The sequence below is a fragment of the Serratia sp. AXJ-M genome, assembly GCF_046531865.1.
Classification (GTDB): Bacteria; Pseudomonadota; Gammaproteobacteria; order Enterobacterales; family Enterobacteriaceae; genus Serratia; species Serratia liquefaciens.
This window is the reverse complement of the sequence record NZ_CP059395.1, coordinates 131,224-146,619: the sequence shown is the minus strand read 5'-3', so window position 1 is coordinate 146,619 and position 15,396 is coordinate 131,224. Positions and strand designations below refer to the sequence as shown.

Annotated in this window: 15 protein-coding genes; all 15 read right to left on the bottom strand. The window is 54.0% G+C overall.

The features are described from left to right. Position 1: 1 nt before the first annotated feature. The 15 genes from H0S68_RS25335 to pilO2 all read right to left on the bottom strand — a co-directional run bounded on the left by H0S68_RS25335 (position 2) and on the right by pilO2 (position 15,395). Positions 2–355 (bottom strand): hypothetical protein, encoded by a 354-nt coding sequence (locus H0S68_RS25335; RefSeq protein WP_021807922.1) that lies wholly within the window; start codon positions 353–355, stop codon positions 2–4. A 24-nt stretch (positions 356–379) separates the two neighbouring features. Next, a complete protein-coding gene (locus H0S68_RS25330; protein WP_410529499.1) occupies positions 380–3,679 on the bottom strand; it encodes an LPD7 domain-containing protein in 3,300 nt (1,099 codons plus the stop codon). Between the two features lie 60 nt (positions 3,680–3,739). Next, complete coding sequence (gene icmT, locus H0S68_RS25325) at positions 3,740–4,027, bottom strand: IcmT/TraK family protein (RefSeq protein ID WP_048795552.1); 288 nt, start codon at positions 4,025–4,027, stop codon at positions 3,740–3,742. After that, a complete protein-coding gene (traJ, locus tag H0S68_RS25320; RefSeq protein WP_410529498.1) occupies positions 4,020–5,195 on the bottom strand; it encodes a plasmid transfer ATPase TraJ in 1,176 nt (391 codons plus the stop codon). The genes icmT and traJ overlap by 8 nt, the downstream gene beginning before the upstream one ends. After that, a complete protein-coding gene (locus H0S68_RS25315; RefSeq protein WP_410529497.1) occupies positions 5,188–6,000 on the bottom strand; it encodes a type IV secretion system DotC family protein in 813 nt (270 codons plus the stop codon). Before H0S68_RS25315 ends, traJ begins: the two co-directional genes overlap by 8 nt. After that, the gene (locus tag H0S68_RS25310) at positions 5,997–6,461 is read right to left on the bottom strand and encodes a DotD/TraH family lipoprotein (protein ID WP_410529496.1); all 465 of its coding nucleotides are present in this window, start codon (positions 6,459–6,461) and stop codon (positions 5,997–5,999) included. The genes H0S68_RS25315 and H0S68_RS25310 overlap by 4 nt, the downstream gene beginning before the upstream one ends. 99 nt (positions 6,462–6,560) lie before the next feature. Further along, complete coding sequence (locus H0S68_RS25305; RefSeq protein WP_410529495.1) at positions 6,561–7,637, bottom strand: acyltransferase family protein; 1,077 nt, start codon at positions 7,635–7,637, stop codon at positions 6,561–6,563. A 63-nt stretch (positions 7,638–7,700) separates the two neighbouring features. Further along, a complete protein-coding gene (gene pilV, locus H0S68_RS25300; protein WP_410529494.1) occupies positions 7,701–9,080 on the bottom strand; it encodes a shufflon system plasmid conjugative transfer pilus tip adhesin PilV in 1,380 nt (459 codons plus the stop codon). Then, entirely contained in the window at positions 9,077–9,745 is a 669-nt protein-coding gene (locus H0S68_RS25295) for a prepilin peptidase (protein ID WP_410529493.1), read from the bottom strand. Before H0S68_RS25295 ends, pilV begins: the two co-directional genes overlap by 4 nt. Then, entirely contained in the window at positions 9,745–10,230 is a 486-nt protein-coding gene (locus H0S68_RS25290) for a lytic transglycosylase domain-containing protein (RefSeq protein WP_048795524.1), read from the bottom strand. Before H0S68_RS25290 ends, H0S68_RS25295 begins: the two co-directional genes overlap by 1 nt. 54 nt (positions 10,231–10,284) lie before the next feature. Further along, complete coding sequence (locus tag H0S68_RS25285; protein ID WP_285097107.1) at positions 10,285–10,875, bottom strand: type 4 pilus major pilin; 591 nt, start codon at positions 10,873–10,875, stop codon at positions 10,285–10,287. Positions 10,876–10,911: 36 nt separating this feature from the next. Further along, a complete protein-coding gene (locus H0S68_RS25280; RefSeq protein WP_410529492.1) occupies positions 10,912–12,027 on the bottom strand; it encodes a type II secretion system F family protein in 1,116 nt (371 codons plus the stop codon). Next, positions 12,024–13,514, bottom strand: a complete 1,491-nt coding sequence (locus H0S68_RS25275) for a GspE/PulE family protein (protein ID WP_410529491.1) — start codon at positions 13,512–13,514, stop codon at positions 12,024–12,026. The genes H0S68_RS25280 and H0S68_RS25275 overlap by 4 nt, the downstream gene beginning before the upstream one ends. 5 nt (positions 13,515–13,519) lie before the next feature. After that, positions 13,520–14,104, bottom strand: a complete 585-nt coding sequence (pilP, locus tag H0S68_RS25270; RefSeq protein WP_410529490.1) for a type IV pilus biogenesis protein PilP — start codon at positions 14,102–14,104, stop codon at positions 13,520–13,522. Beyond that, positions 14,091–15,395, bottom strand: a complete 1,305-nt coding sequence (pilO2, locus tag H0S68_RS25265; RefSeq protein WP_410529489.1) for a type 4b pilus protein PilO2 — start codon at positions 15,393–15,395, stop codon at positions 14,091–14,093. The genes pilP and pilO2 overlap by 14 nt, the downstream gene beginning before the upstream one ends. Between the last annotated feature and the right edge of the window lies 1 nt (position 15,396).

The following is a 15,396-nucleotide window of genomic DNA, read 5'->3' as shown; positions in this document are numbered from 1 at the left end:
CTTAACGCCCCGTGAACTCTTGCCACGGGTCAATGGTGCCGGGGATGTTGTCGTTGATCTTGTCAACGGCCGCCTGACAGACCTTCTCAGACACCTGGTTCATAATGTCAGCAAGGCTGGGGAACGTGGGCAGTTGGATCGTGGTTGTGCGTATCCGTGACAAACAATCCTGCAACTGGTCGGAGGCATTCTGCTCTCGCGACGCCCAGGCTTCGGCTGCCCGCCGGGCCTGTTCATAACCGGCTTTGCTACCAGCTTCAGCAGCAGCCCCCGCACGGCAGGTAGAAGCAAAACTGGTAGCCGGCAGACAGCACAACGCCGCAAGCAGTGCGGCGCACACGCTTTTTTTAAACATAAAGTGTCCTTTGCGGTCAGTGAGTTATATCGGGCGAGGGTCGCCCGGCTGAGCCTTTGGCGCTGCCGCCGGCGCGGCCTTTGGGGAAGTGTTCTCATCCCGCCAACGCTCGTCAAATCCCAATCGGGAATGAAGCGCGGGCGGTAAGCTGGCGGGTGCATCCAGTTTGCCAATCCGAACCTGGCTATCACCTTCCAGCTTGAAGGCAATATTCTCGCGGGGAACAGGCTGGCCGCTGCTGCGGTTGATCCCATTCCCGCAACCTACAGGTCTCGCGCCCTCCGGGGTGACCGTGTTGAACACCATCGGTGGGGCATCGTCCCGGCCAGGCAGCGTCACCAAGACATGCTGATACTGCCCCTGGTGGCGAACCACACCCTGCAGGTACGGGCCATCACTGCGTACCAGGTACAAATCAAGATGGCCATCTTTCGACCAACTGCTGACAACCGGCTCCCCAGCCCCTTTATCCACGGACGGCCGTGGTGCGGATAACACATCTCCGGGGGTCTGACTGCCCTGCCCATCAGGACGCAACCAGTACACACCTTCCTTAGGCGCAGCCGGCGGCGGCATATCAAGGTGCAGTTGGGTAATGATGGCCGATTGGATTTTGGCAAAGCGCGACGCATCGAATGCCGCCAGCTTCACGCCTTCATCAGTGCCGGTGCGTACCGTATCGCCCCCAGTCGGGGTCAACGACCACTGATTGCGATGAGCCGTTTTAGACTCAAAATGGGTGACCACCCCCTGATCGTCCTTTTGCGGAACCTGTACGGTTACCGCCTCCTTTCCCAGCCAGGTCAGTGTCGCTATGCGGCCAGGCTTAATGCGCGTTTCACGCAGCAACCCCGAAAGCTCCTTACCCCAGAACGTTTGTTTTCCTTCTCGCGTCCGCAGCGTAATAAAAGCGCTTTGCGATTGACCGGGTTCAAAACGGAAAGGTGCGTTACCACATTCGAGTACCTTGCCCGTCACCCCCGCCGCCGCCGCTTTGTAACTTTGGTGAATAGCGGGAGAAATACTGCTGTCGGGCTGAGCCGCATTATCTTGCGGTCGCTCTGCAGGAGCGACACGATGATCAACGGCTGGTGCAACCTCTCGCAGGGCGTCCGCCGGTGTGGCTGCTTCGGGGTCGGGATGATTCACCGGCGATGCAGCCGGTTGCGATGTGGGGGAATGAGCTGGCATCGGAACCATGTCACCAGTGACAGCGTCACGCGCTGATACTGGTGTAGCCAATAACTTCCGCGCATCCTCCAGCATGGCCTGTTGAGCGGGTACCTTCATCGCCACATTGATTTTATGCTGGGCAATCAAGGCAATCGCTTTTTCCTGAAAAGCTTCACTACCGGTCAACTCAATACGTCCCCGGTAATACTGTGCCGCCGTCAACAACGCCGCGAGCACCTTCTCATCGCTTTGGCTGGCCCCTTCCGCCATATCCAACCGAGAACCCCGATCGATGAACGCCGGTTCGTTATCCAGTTTGTAGAGAACCGCGCTGTCCCCCTGTTTTTCCCATGACAGTCGCTGGAGTAACGCATCCTTGTCAATCAACGCCACGTCAGGATCAGCGGCTTCGCCGTTCGGGCGTGGCGGTCCAACCCAGATAGCGTCAACGGTAGGTGAGGCTGCGGTCTGTTCTGACTCAGCGCGGTGAACCCACTGTGACGCCGGTATGGCATTTTCTTGCTCTGGCTCACTGGCTGAGCGAGGTGGCACATCAGCCTCCAGTTCACTTGCCGTATCCGCAGCCGTCACCCGGGACGTTTCAGTCGTCTCGGGCGCCGGTACAACGGGTTCTTCACCTCCGGTCGGGGTGGGTTCTGGTACGCGCCCTTCAGGATTAAGCCGCCCTGCCAGAGAAATGGGGGCGTTGTCTGAGCGGGCTACTACCTCAGAAACATCGGGGCTCTCTGTAGGTTCGGGCCCCATATCAGGTAACGGTACTGCCGACGTATCGGCCTGCGCGGCCCAGGACGCATAATCATTAATATCAATCGGCGTCTCATCAACAACGGGAAGATGATCCACCGCCGGTTCAACAGGCCCGATGTTCTCGGCCGGCGTTGGCGGCATAGTGTCGGCCGGAGTAGGTAGCGGTTCGTCAGGAATGGGCGGCGATACGCCCTCGGATGGAAGGTTCATTTTGTCTCTTTCCTCTCGGATGATCTCCAGTGTTCGGGCGATGTTGGCGGTCACGAGCAAACGCAACCCATCAAGCCCACGCGACTGGTGAAGGTCATTGAAATCGGTCAGCCCCAGTTTTTTTTCAGCGTCGGTAAAATCAGGCACAATTGCAGCACCATAAGTCACTGAGGACGCTGCCTGGGTTGCCATCAGCAATCCCTTGTTCACTTTCTTCGCATGATCCAAATCGGCCAGGAAGATATGTGGGGTGTTGGGATAACGCGCGTGCAACACGTTTGCTATTGCAGCCATATTGCCGGCATCGATGGTCATCACGACCGGTTGGCCAGTGGCAAGATTCAGGCTTCTGGCAGTGGCATACCCTTCGGCATACATCACCGGGGCATCAGGTAAGAGCGGGCCTCCCACCACCAAAAAATTACCCTGCTTTGGCGCATCGCTATAAAGCCGCTTATCACCGTCAGGCGTGATGTACTGCAAGGTGCGAAACTCACCCTCAGCATTAAAAAACGGCACCACCAGGGCACCGTTTTGAGTTTGTCGCAGCTCTGGCGTCGGGGTTATCCCCTTTCGCACCAGATAGGGATGGGCGGGGTCGGCCCCCGGAAGTTTGTCGTATAATGCCTGCGCTTTCGCCGTCTGCCGACGGTAATTGGCCTCTCGTGCCCGTTCAGCATTATCGTGTGCCTGGCGGGCTGCAGCCCGAATGTGCAGCCGGGCAACGGGGTCAACTTCTGTTCCGCTCGCCTTCCAGTTAGTGACCGACTTCTCCGTTTCAGCACGGTGGTAATTGATAAACCAGCCGCCGGGTCGGCGATCGAGGAACCCACGGTAAACGCCACTTTTTTGCCCCTTCTTATCCTCCAGCGTAGCGACGCGATGCCGTTTCCCGTCCATCACCGGCAAGCCTTTCACGACTAATCCCGCCTGCGTCAGGGCATCATGAAACTCTGCCTGCGCATCACCACCGCCGGTGCTGATGGTGTTATCAGGCAGCCAAGCCTTCACGCGATCGATATCGCTTCCTGGACGCGCGTACCACAGAACGGCATCTTTATCCCAGGCCAGTGCCGAACGGCCATCATCAAGTAGCCCTGCAGCCTTGCGAGCCTTATCTCGTTCTTCGTGCGGCACCGCCAGCCAAAGACAGTGCTCAATTACTTTTCCCATGTTGATCTCCTCGACGCCGATCCATACCCCGGCATCCTAAAAGGCCTATGCGGATAATCGTCACTCGCCTTCAGTAAAGCGGCGATACCACCACGGGCGGCCCGACAGCCGCTTTCCTCGCAGCAGATAGACCAGCCGGGCATTCAGTACTGTCAACGTCCAACCAAAGGCCGACAGAATTCGGAAAAAAATGATGATGCCGCTGATCACATAAATCGTGTCCCAGGTAGGGAAGCGGAACCAGAATAAATACAGCAGAAACAAGGGGGCCGGAACACCGTAAACGTTGAGCCGCCGAGAGGCATTGCGCCAATAGCCCGGTGGCAAAGGTTCTTGTTCATCATTCATGGGCATGACCTCGCTCCAACTCACGCAACTGGTGGCTAGTCAGGGCGACGGCCAGCTCGCTGCGAGCGATGCGGCCTTGCAAGTACAGCCGCCAGGCATGATCGGCAATGCGCCGTTTCTCAGTTCGAATAATGCCGTCAATGTGCTGGCCCCATTTGATGTAAGGCATTTGCGACAGCCGTTCCCGTAAGGGATCGTCAAAGATAATGTATTCACGCACAGCCTGCCGTTTTCCATCAATTGTTCTCAGCAACTTCTGCACCACGATGTACTGCAGTACCCCCAGCATGTCGTGCGCGATAGCTTCGCGGATCTCCGCCTGGAACAGGTTAAGGCAGCGAGGTATGGCCTCACCCGGTGAGTGAATGTGCAGTGTCGATAAGCACAGATGACCAAGCTGGCCCGCCTGTATACCGGCCTCCACGGTTTCCCGATCACGCATTTCCCCGACGCCAATAACCGACGGTGCTCGACGCAGGTCAGCACGGATACCTTCGGCAAAATTGGCCACATCCCGCCGGATCTGCAATTGGGTCGCCGGCAAAATATCTCCGCTCTTACCCAGAACAAATTCTATCGGGTCTTCGGTCGTCGTCACTTTGCGGTCAGGGTCATGATCAATACAGTGCCGATAAACCGACGCCAGGAAGGTACTTTTTCCGGAGCCGGTTTCGCCGCCAATGAAGGCCAACCCTTTATGAGGCAGAACAACACTGCGTAGATCATCCTCGATACCCAACGAATCCAGGTCGGGAATTGCGGTCGGGATAATTCGCATAGTCAGTGCAATAGTCGTATCAAGCCGCCCCGCCGTTGCCTGTACGAAATTGCAGCGGAATCGCAACCGTTCGCCACGATCCAGACCGTAACGCTGGTACATATCGCCATCCAGCTGCAGCGCCCTGTCCACTGGATGCCCCCCGCCGGCCGTTGCCCGGACCTCCGGCTCAAAGACCTCGTCAATCAGTTTGGACAAGGTATCGTCAGCCAGTACAAAGGTGCTGGCTCGTCGCAATCGACCGTGGTGGCTGACGACCAAGTGATTGCCGCCCTGGATATGGATATCACTAACATTCTGCTTGGCGCACCAGACAAAAAACGCTTTCAGCGCATTGCCGTCCAGCCCGTTATCAAAAGGGTAGGGTACAAAGTCAGTAGATTCAGTCATGATCGCCCTCTCTTTGTATTACCGGCTTCCATTTCGTCTTGTCAGGCACAAATCCAGCGTGCTCTTTGAGGCGACGTACCCTATCCCCCGTGGTCAGCTTGCTACGATCGCCACTGACGGTTTGTTGCTGGTCGGTCACCACCGGAGAGGTGATATACCCCTGTTGCAACAAGCGGGAGTAAACCAACATGCCGCGATAATCACGGGTCAGACGATTGAAATTGGCTTCCAACGTATGGTCAGCACTCTCTCGCCCTTCTTCCCACCCCTTTCGAACAGCAGCCTGCCATAGCGTTTTCTGCGCACCGTTGGACGGTATCACTGCCGCTTCAGGCCCATCGATAGCCGAGGTGGATAAGCCTGCGTTGAGCCAACTCCGCCAGGATGGCGGGTTGCTGACAAAACGCTCCGGGGTGAGAATTTCATACACATGCGTAGCGGTTCTTATCTGATTAGGGGTGATGTGGGCCACATCCTGAGCCTCACTGATCACCGGAGGAAGCCAACCTTGGCGGCTGATCAAAGTACGAAAGTCATATAAGGAATCCAGGTTTTTGGCGACGGCATCAAGTGTTTGCCGTAGCTCCCAGGCTCGCTGTGCTTTTCCGCCCCGAAAACCCAATGTGCGTCCAGCCTCTTCAAGCAGTTGACGCCGCGTTTCCGACACATCCGACGTTGATGGCTGTGAAGGACTGAGGTAACTGCCCATATCTGGCGGTGCAGACTCTGAAGGGGATTGTGCAGCTGCTGCCTGGCCGCACAGTACGCCATTGACGAAAAGCAGCGTCAGAATGGATTTTTTCATCTACGCCCCCTCGGTTTTTCTGGTTGTGAAAAGGCCAGTGTGAGCTGGCCAGGAAACTCATGCAGTGTGGCCCGCCAGGCAGTCTGGACTTCAATCATTCGCAACAGGTTCTGGTAGGTGACGCCGTTTACATGCAGATTGACCGGCAATGGAAGCCGCACACCCGTCCAGTTAAAGGTCAACCCACGTTGTCGGGCCAGATGAGAAAGCAGCTCGACAGCATCGCCATCCCAGTTGAGGGTTACGCGCTGAGAATTGGCACTGATATCGGGTGTAAATAAAGGTGCTCGAATTTGGTTTATCGCGCCGGATAAATACAAATTATTCTGAGCGTTACTAATCTGCTCAGCATTATATTGAGTATCTGTATTTTTGAGCGGCATGACTGCGGTACTTTTAGCCGGAAATTGACATCCACTAAGCACCACAGGCACAAAGAGTAACATGCAATAAAGTTTCATGTTTCTTTATCCTGTATATCTGACTATTTAGATTAATTTGAATTTAGAGTGGGGTTAGAAAAGAAATAAAGCAAAGGGGCATTGCGCCCCTTTTATTAACTACATTGACTCATGCCTTACTGACTTTTGTTTTCTAAAACTCACTGGCCTTTCAATAAATTTATACGACAAGTAGGCCAACCCGATGGAGATAACGCACGACAAAACAAACCTTGGTAAACCGTCAGGTACACCAATATTTTCAAGCCGATTTCCTATCCCACCATTCATTAGTGTGTGGATAAGATAGAGAGAGAATGATATCTCCCCCAAAGTAATAAAGAATCTCGGCGTGTATTTCGTTATGATCTCATCATTTAAGACTACAGCAATAAACAAAATTGACAGATACCACCCTGACATCGTTAGTCCATGACCCAGTGATGGTGTAAAGAAAACGAAGTAGCCTGTAACAACTATTGCAATAACTAATATTACTAAGCGTAACTGACTATTTAATTTTTTTGTATAGGGATAGATAAGACCAAACCCAACGCCCACCAAAAACTGCCATATGATAGGGTTGGTCATTAAATTCAAGTAAGCTGAATTGAATTGATAGCCACTAACTCCTAAGGTTGGTGATTGCCCTGCTAACATAGGAAAAACAATAAGGCTTAACGAAAACATGCCAAACAACAGTAGCCATCGGTATTTTGATATCAGACAAACTGCCATCACCAAGTAGAAAAAAACTTCGTAATTCAATGTCCACCTAATACCATAGACACCACCATCATCTACATAGAAGGGAGAATTATTGGCATCAATTGGGGAGAAAGTAAGTGCGCTTGCAAAATTACTCACTTTCTCTGGGTAATGGAACGTGCTCATGGCCCCAGACAAAAGAAAAGTAATTAGCAGGATAATAAAGTAGGCTGGAAGTATTCTCCTCGCGCGGTGTTTCAAAAACACCCCTGTCGCCGATAATCCTGGTTTTAGTTTCTTCGCTGAAAGCGTGATAACAAACCCACTTATTATGAAGAAAACATCAACACCAATAGCCCCCCAGCCGAATAACTCATCTCCTAAGCCAGGATAGGGAAGATTTATATTCCATCTAAAGTGAAATAACATGACAAAAAGAGCAGCCAGACCTCGAAGAGCCTGAACACTATCCAACCTGTTGTTATTCATACAAATTAACCATGACTGCAACAAAGAGTGGGAATACTACCAAATGGAGGAAGGCAATAGCTATCATTTTGCGCATAGCGCAACGGCACGCATACAACCTCCTGCATCACCGGGAGGTGAAACACGCCAGGCATTAATATATGGGTCAGAACTCGATGTGTCTGGTGAATTTCTACCTTGATCCCAAGACCAACGGGTCATTTCCCATCCACCGGATAATAGCTTATAGCCGCTGGGGCAATAGGCGATTGATTGACCACTCTTATTATCGCATTTACTATCACCGAATGCGTTTACGGTCTCCGTGATTGATGATGTTTTCCATACAGCATTGACACAAGATAACACTGCCCCTGCTGAGTTTCTGCCTTGCAAACCATTAGGAGAGCACCCCTGCCCTTCTGTCGCTACACCATCCAACTGTAGATATTCACCAACCGACGCCCTGCCATCTGCCCGAACGGTTCCACCTTTAAGCTGCCCGCTGGTATAAATCCCCTTGCCGTTAACCGATTTAATCCAGTCATTGTCATCCATGTATAACCCACCGCCATGGTCTTCATTAAGCCAACCTTTACCATGTTTACTGATGAGCCAACCAGTATCACTACGCACATCCCCGACAGCCCCAATCCAGCCCCCGGACCAAACCGAAGTGTTGGCTGCGAGACGATTTGCCGACATATCCGCAGTCGCATAGACATTCTGACCGTTGACGTTTTGCTTGAAGTTACCCGTATTTGCATCAACGACATTTGCGTTATTCAGGTCATTAGCCCCCATATCGATCGCAGTATGCATCTTGTTGAGGTCGGGACGACCGTTAACCTGAAAACGATACAAACGATCACTTTCTTCCGCTCCTCCAGCCAATACATCAGACGTCAGATAGGCTGCCAAGTGACCACTTTGCCCGCTGAGCCCCAGGCTAGAAAGGTTGACCTGCCAGCCACCGCCGGCGCCATTGGCCACATTCACTGGTTCGATATATCCCCCCAGGCCAGAAGTGTTCTGAGCGATATAGCGTTGGCCCTTGAACGCAATGTTCTGACCGCCAGCGGTCAAAACAAAAGCGACCAGTTTGTCGGTTTGCGCAGGATTGCGTGTCACAGCAAGAATATAGGTTTGGGCGTTATTGTTAGTCAGGGAAAAACCCGCCGGCAAATACCCTTTATCCCTTAGGGTCTGCCCGGTTACCGTGACGTTGCCGCCCCCTTTGACCTGATTCAGCAACGCATCGTAGTTATCTTTGACGTATCGGCGTGCACCCTGACTCACCGTACTCAGGTGTGTGGCTGTCACGACCCAGGTTTGTTCCTCTATATAGTTGGAATATCTTTCCAGTCCGATAGGGGCAGCAATTAACACAATCCCCAGCACGATGGCCAATGAGATCAACGATACCCCCCGGTTGATACGAGGGTTGGCAGCTTCAGCAGTCATAAAGCACCTGATAGGGTCAATTGAGGAAAGCTTCCGGCCAAGGCCGCCAGTAAGGCGAACAGCCAGGGAGCATAAGGTTGAGCCGTTTTTTTCGTCAGCAACGCACCGACGATAAACAGCAAGAAGGCACATCCACTCAGCACGCTGGCCAATCGCCAGGGAAACCAGGCACACAGCGCGGCAATTAAATGCACATCGCCCAGGCCAAACCCTTCTTCACCCCGCAGGCGTTTGGCGCCGTAGTGAAATGCATAGAGGAACATAAACATGCCGATGCTACCTGTGAGCGCCTCCGGCAGGGTGATCGTACTCCCAGGCAGAAAGGTAAACAGCAGACCAGTCAGCCAAAAACCGGAGGTATACCGCAGCGGTAGCCAGTAATTGCGCATATCAAGCAGTACCATGGGAATACCCCACGCAAACAGCCCCAGAATTTTGACCGTTCCTAACCAGGGGAAACCCGCGAGTGCTGTCGTTGCGATCAGGACAGTACCGGTACCGGCGAAAACGATTGTGACGCCCCTGACCTGCAGTCGGGTGAGTGGCGGGCCATCATGCTTAAGCAAGAATTTTTTCGCCCCATGAACCAACGGTTGGGCACCAATGCACAACGTGGCGCTGGCGAAGGCCATCAGTAACGAAAACTTCAGGAGATACAGGGTCATCAGGCTGCACCTCCCTTAAGTTTCATGTACATCGCATACACTTTCCGCGCATAAATCATGCGCCGTGGACCGTTGTTGTCAGCAAACCCGGCATTGTAGGAGCCGAGGCATTGCCAATTGACGCCGCATTGCTTGAGATGCTTTGCCAGTATCCAGGCCCCTATCTGTACGTTGAGACAGGTATTGGTCAGCAGGTCCTGCTCACTTTGAATAATGCCCAGCGCACGCAGCTGGGGAATGTGTCGGTCATTAATCTGCATCAGCCCGAAGTCTCGGCTGGTGACCCGCCCTTTTTTATCGCGATTATTGCCGATAGCGCGTGGGTTAAGACTGCTTTCAACGGTGGCCATTGAACGCAGTAATAAGGGATCGACTTTATAGCGGGCGCCCGCCTCGTTAAAACAGAATGCCTGTGCCGGCAGCGATAATAATAACGCCCCGCCCAGCACCAGGCAGGACAAGGCACGTTGAAAAGAAAACAACATAAGAATGCACTCCAGAAGGAGGCCGGCAACAGGACGTTACCGGCGGGATGGGCATCAGGTGTTGCTGGTGAACGTGAGGGTGTTTTGACCAACGGAGCCTTTATCTGCAGTGCACTGTGCGCCAACGGCGCTCGCCGCGATTGCACCATTAGTTGACGTACCATTAACCATGGTGGTCACAACACTCGGCGCCGCACTCAGCTTGGTCGCCAGAGTAATACACGCTTCCTGTGGAACCGCCGCGTAGGTCAGTGAGAAGGAGGACTTCTGACCGCCGGCCGTCGCAACGGGTTGCACGGTGACAGCCCCACCCCACAGGTTTTGCAGCTTGGCGCTACCGGAGGATTTTGTCCCGACAACCGTCATATTGGCCGGCGCACCACCAAACTGGATAAGTGCACCGGTCATGGCATCAGCTGCTGCGAAGTTATAGATGCCAGAGGTTTTCAGCATACTGCGACTGTTAGTCAGCAACTCTGCGGCATTGTTGTATTCCGTGCTGGCATCATTTTTGTTAAACAAACCGCCGCCCTGGGTAATCGCGATAGCTAATACAACGAGGACGAGAACAAAATAAATGGCCGCTTCAAGCAGGGTGATAACCCCACGGTTGATAGCCGAGTGAGGAGTTTGAGTCAGTTCCATTACTGTTTCCTTTAGGTTTTGTGGAGAGTGGGCGGCTTAGCGTGTGCCCACGAGGTCGTTGAGGTTTTGTGTGGCCAGGAGGATCAGGATCATGTAGCCAGCGTTGGTGCCCAATGCGATGTAAGAAAGCAAAGACGCCGTCCGCTTGATCCGGGCTACGGTTTGCACAAGCCAGGCCCGTGCAAAATTTTCAATAATCATTTCAGCGTTATCGCCATCAGTCAGCAGGACCAGTTTGTCGATAGCGCGTGGGGAGGGAAATCCGTAGCCGGCATTGCGTAATGCCAACCCCAGGTGGTCACCTTGCCTAACCTGACGCTGGGTTGCGGCCAATCGTTCATACAACCAGGGCGGTGCATAGCGACTCAACATCTCGATAGCGTCTTCCGTCTTCACCTGAGCACGCATCAACGCACTGAAATTCAGCAGGAAGCCCACGCCAAGCACATCGCGATACACGCTCCAGGGCAATAAACGGTCCAAAACATGCTGTCGTATTGTTCCAATCAAGTTCGGCATCGACCAGACAACGAACCCAATCAACAGGATCACCAGCCCACTGAGAATAATTGCATGATTGACAAAGAACTCTGAGATGGCGCTGAGCCACCACAGCCCCCCAGTCCAGTTTTCTCGGGAAGATAATGACTCCAGACGAGGAAGAAAGTAGACAGTCACCATCTTCATCATGGCGAATGTGGTTGCCATCAGCAGCATCGGGTAAGCCAGTGTGGAAACCAGCGCTGATTTCATATCTGACATCCCCTGAACCACGGTGATAGCCCGATATAAGGCGGCAGCCAGGTTACCGTCCTGAACACCGGAACTGAGGATGGCGGCTTCCTGTCGGGGTATCCAGGGCGCCAACCCCTGATCGACTGATCTGCCCTGACGCAGTGCACTGAGCATATCTTCCAGGCAATAGACCACCGGGGGGCGTTTGTTCCCGTAGCTCCCTATCATCGAATTGATGGCTTTTTCTACTTTAAGGTTATTGTCGAGCAGAAAAGCCAGGTCCTCATAGAGCGTCAGGCGGTCAGCAGTGGAGAAGGTCTTTTGCGCCAACCAGCGGCCTAACCCCTCATTCATTTTTTCCGATGACGGCACCTTGCCCCGCAATGCCGTCAGACGTTCGCGCAAGCGGGAAATCATGATGTGAGCTCCGGGGGGAGCAAGGTCAGACTGTCCTCATCAAGCGGACTGATGTAATCCGCATCGATTGGGTCGACCAGCCCGGCATTGAGATAACGCAACAGGTGCTGACCGCGAGTAATGCCGCCCAGCACGTTCACCCAATAACTGCGCGCGGCCAGCTTGCCATCATGACGAAACAGCTCCATGAATTTGGCGTCGGGACGAATAACTTCCGCAATGACACGCCGGCCAGTCACGCCCTTATAACAGTGCTCGCATCCCTCAGGATGGCGAAAGGCCAACGTCTCCACTCGGCAAAAGCGCTCAAGTAACGCTTTTTTCTCGTCTTCCAGACTGTCACTGACGTCACTCCAACTTTTCTTGCAGTGCGGACACAACAGCTGTACCAGTCGTTGAGCGATTAAACCGATCATGACTTGGGGATCGGCCACCTGTCCCATAGGGATGCCCAACGTGTCTGTCAGGCGGTCAAGAATGCCGACAGCGTCATTCGCATGCAGCGTGGTTTCCACCAAGTGACCTGACTTGGCCGCCGTCAGTGCAGATTTAACCGAGTTGGCATCACGAATTTCGCCGACGACCATGGCATCGGGGTCTAGGCGCAACGCAGCAGAAATAGACCGAACCCAGGCACGACTAACGGCATCCGGATCGTTTTTATCAGCAATGATGGGGGTCTGTACCGCCCCCAGAATCAGTCCCTCAGGCGGATCTTCCAGCGTCATCAGGCGTTTTCGATGCCCGGTAAAAGACAGGTACATTTCGCTGAACGTGCGCAGGGAGGTACTTTTCCCTGAGCCAGTCGGCCCTGAGAGGATAATGACGCCCTCAGGGCGTGCCAGCATGCGGCGAATGAGCATTTGCTGTTCCGGTAGAAATCCCAGTTCGTCCAGCGTGGGTGGGGCCTTTCCTTCATCAGGCAAAATGCGCATCACCACATACAACCCAAATTCTGCCGGTGTGTGCGCATAGCGTGCGCCGAAAAGCTTAAGGCCCTGCAGGAACTCTTTGCGCACCCGCCCATCCTGAGCGCGATTGGGATTAAAACTCTTCTCGGCCACATCGCACATGGACATCACAATCGTCGACGCCAGCGTCATTCCTTCGGCGCGATCCAGCTGAGTCACTGTTTCGAGGTCGCCGTGTACGCGAAATTGCACCACGGTCACATTGTTCATCCCGATCAGCAGATGAATATCACTGGCACCTTTCTTCTTGGCTTCCCGAAAAAAACCGATGATTTTCGCCTGTTGAGCGGAATAATCGTTAGCCTCGGGGTTGTCGGTTACCTGGCTTTGCTGCAATTCTTTCAGCTTGTCGAGCTGAACCCGCTTAACCTGCAGTCTGGGGTAATTCTTATACGCACCGGCAATCTCTGACGTGACGGCCAGACTGTTATTATGCGCGTCAGACACATACAGCGTCGGGGCGTCAGAATTGGCCAGGTCTAAATGGATATAGGTTGAACCACGTTTCTCATACATATGGGTTACCCCGCAAAGGAAAGAGACACCAGTGTTTGGTTCTTCCCGGAGACCACGACTTCATTGATGTTGATCCGTTTAACAACGAACTCCGTACCCGGGATACGATTCCCCACCTGCACCGTAACCTGATTGCCGTTGCTGAGTGCCAGCACGGCCGTGAATCCTTTACCCGCGCCGGTGATCTCCACAATCTGCGGTGGTGCAGCATCTTGCACCGCGCCCTTGACCTCGGATTTGTTGTCCTGAGAAGGTGGCGCTGGGTTGAAAGGCTGATCCAGTGCACGGTCATACCCGTTCTTTTGCAGTTCATTCAGCGCCTTGGCCCTGGCCAACTGGGCCTCATACAGCACTGTCTCTGCCTGGATGGCTTCCAGTTGACCCAGATTTAACGCCCGCCCAGCCTCTGTGCGGGTAAATGTGGTTGGCAGGGGAATATCGGCTGACGTCGGCGGCTTCACCGACTTTTCAGCCGAAGGTGTTGCAAGTGGAGCCGCCGGTATGTCAGCGACAGGCGCGGCGAATACACCGGGTGCGGTCAGCACCAGGCACAACGCCCAGGGTGTTACCCAGGATTTAACGGTTGGCATACAGAAGTCCCTCAATGGTGTATTCCAGACGGTTGTTCTTGAGCGTCGTCGTGATACTGGACGCCCTTATCCCGCTGCTGTTGAAGCGCGTTGGCGCAAACAACCTATCGGGCGGAATGTCGGTAATGAACGTAAAGCTGTAGGTGCGCCATGGCAGGCTTTGTACGTCGCCCTGCGTTAACTGCGTGCTCGCGTCCATTTCGCTAAGGCGCAAACGCGCATTGATACGCTGGGCATAGCTGGTCAGATGCTGGATTTGCTGGCTGCCCGGGAGCAGCGTTTCGGGGTATTCAGGAGGAGAAAGCGACACCGGTAACGCAAAGGATGCGTCATCCGCGCTGCCGGGAATATTAAACACCGGTTGAATATCTGCCCCATAGAGAACGGGCAACCGCAAGGCAAAGTCCCCCACAGTGCCCCCGTTCGGCAAGGTGTAGTGCAGCGTGATCTTGCCGTGAGCATCACACGTCGCCGTATTGAATACCCAGCCGGCAATAGAAATCTGCGCGTCTTTCCACACGCTACTGCAGGCGCTGAGCATCGGCGGGAATCGCGGTTGCGTTGCCCAGGGCTTCAGGTTGTCGGCCGGAGCCTGTTGCTCCAGTTGTTGTCTGGCCATCAGCGCCGCCTGAGCAGCAGCAATACGCGCCTCTTCCTGATGCGTCTGCCATGTTGAATAGCCGGTATACCCTACGCCCAACGCCATCACCGCAATCCCCCACAGCCACAGCATCTGCGGATTATGGGTTTTACTCAGACGGGCACGTCGCAAACCGACCTTGTTGTCGGTCAGTGTCGAGAGCGCCTTATCTTCGGTGCCTTGTTCGGGGAAAAAGCCGTGTGGGGCATATATCGTCCAACCCGTCGCCGGCGCAGAGGTGATTTGCAGAAAATTGGACACGGCTATTCGTATGGCCGCGTCATCACCCACGATATCGCCAAACGGTGACAACATGCCGTCGCTGACAGCCACAAACCAGTATTGGCCATCCGGTAACGGGAAAACACCGTAACAGGCCTCTGGTAATGCCGGCAGGACGGCTAACGCCATTGATGCCAATGTATGTCGACCGCCTTTTCGGCGCGTTTTGTCCGTAAGGCTGACGGTGCCAAGCAAAGTGCCTTGCGCCTGGCCATCGCCGGTAGGTAACGCCGCCCAATGTGTGGCATGCGCTTCTTTAGCACGTAAGCGCATGCTGCGGCGCCCACGTAGCGGCAGATACTGCCAGTGCAATCCGGCAACCAGCCAGGCACTCCCATTCTGCAACGTATAGGTAGTCTGTTGTTTCATG

Bases quoted from the DNA above. Each gene is read 5' to 3' on its own strand.
- H0S68_RS25335 (WP_021807922.1), bottom strand. From the start codon at position 355: ATGTTTAAAAAAAGCGTGTGCGCCGCACTGCTTGCGGCGTTGTGCTGT.
- H0S68_RS25330 (WP_410529499.1), bottom strand. From the start codon at position 3,679: ATGGGAAAAGTAATTGAGCACTGTCTTTGGCTGGCGGTGCCGCACGAA.
- icmT (WP_048795552.1), bottom strand. From the start codon at position 4,027: ATGAATGATGAACAAGAACCTTTGCCACCGGGCTATTGGCGCAATGCC.
- traJ (WP_410529498.1), bottom strand. From the start codon at position 5,195: ATGACTGAATCTACTGACTTTGTACCCTACCCTTTTGATAACGGGCTG.
- H0S68_RS25315 (WP_410529497.1), bottom strand. From the start codon at position 6,000: ATGAAAAAATCCATTCTGACGCTGCTTTTCGTCAATGGCGTACTGTGC.
- H0S68_RS25310 (WP_410529496.1), bottom strand. From the start codon at position 6,461: ATGAAACTTTATTGCATGTTACTCTTTGTGCCTGTGGTGCTTAGTGGA.
- H0S68_RS25305 (WP_410529495.1), bottom strand. From the start codon at position 7,637: ATGAATAACAACAGGTTGGATAGTGTTCAGGCTCTTCGAGGTCTGGCT.
- pilV (WP_410529494.1), bottom strand. From the start codon at position 9,080: ATGACTGCTGAAGCTGCCAACCCTCGTATCAACCGGGGGGTATCGTTG.
- H0S68_RS25295 (WP_410529493.1), bottom strand. From the start codon at position 9,745: ATGACCCTGTATCTCCTGAAGTTTTCGTTACTGATGGCCTTCGCCAGC.
- H0S68_RS25290 (WP_048795524.1), bottom strand. From the start codon at position 10,230: ATGTTGTTTTCTTTTCAACGTGCCTTGTCCTGCCTGGTGCTGGGCGGG.
- H0S68_RS25285 (WP_285097107.1), bottom strand. From the start codon at position 10,875: ATGGAACTGACTCAAACTCCTCACTCGGCTATCAACCGTGGGGTTATC.
- H0S68_RS25280 (WP_410529492.1), bottom strand. From the start codon at position 12,027: ATGATTTCCCGCTTGCGCGAACGTCTGACGGCATTGCGGGGCAAGGTG.
- H0S68_RS25275 (WP_410529491.1), bottom strand. From the start codon at position 13,514: ATGTATGAGAAACGTGGTTCAACCTATATCCATTTAGACCTGGCCAAT.
- pilP (WP_410529490.1), bottom strand. From the start codon at position 14,104: ATGCCAACCGTTAAATCCTGGGTAACACCCTGGGCGTTGTGCCTGGTG.
- pilO2 (WP_410529489.1), bottom strand. From the start codon at position 15,395: ATGAAACAACAGACTACCTATACGTTGCAGAATGGGAGTGCCTGGCTG.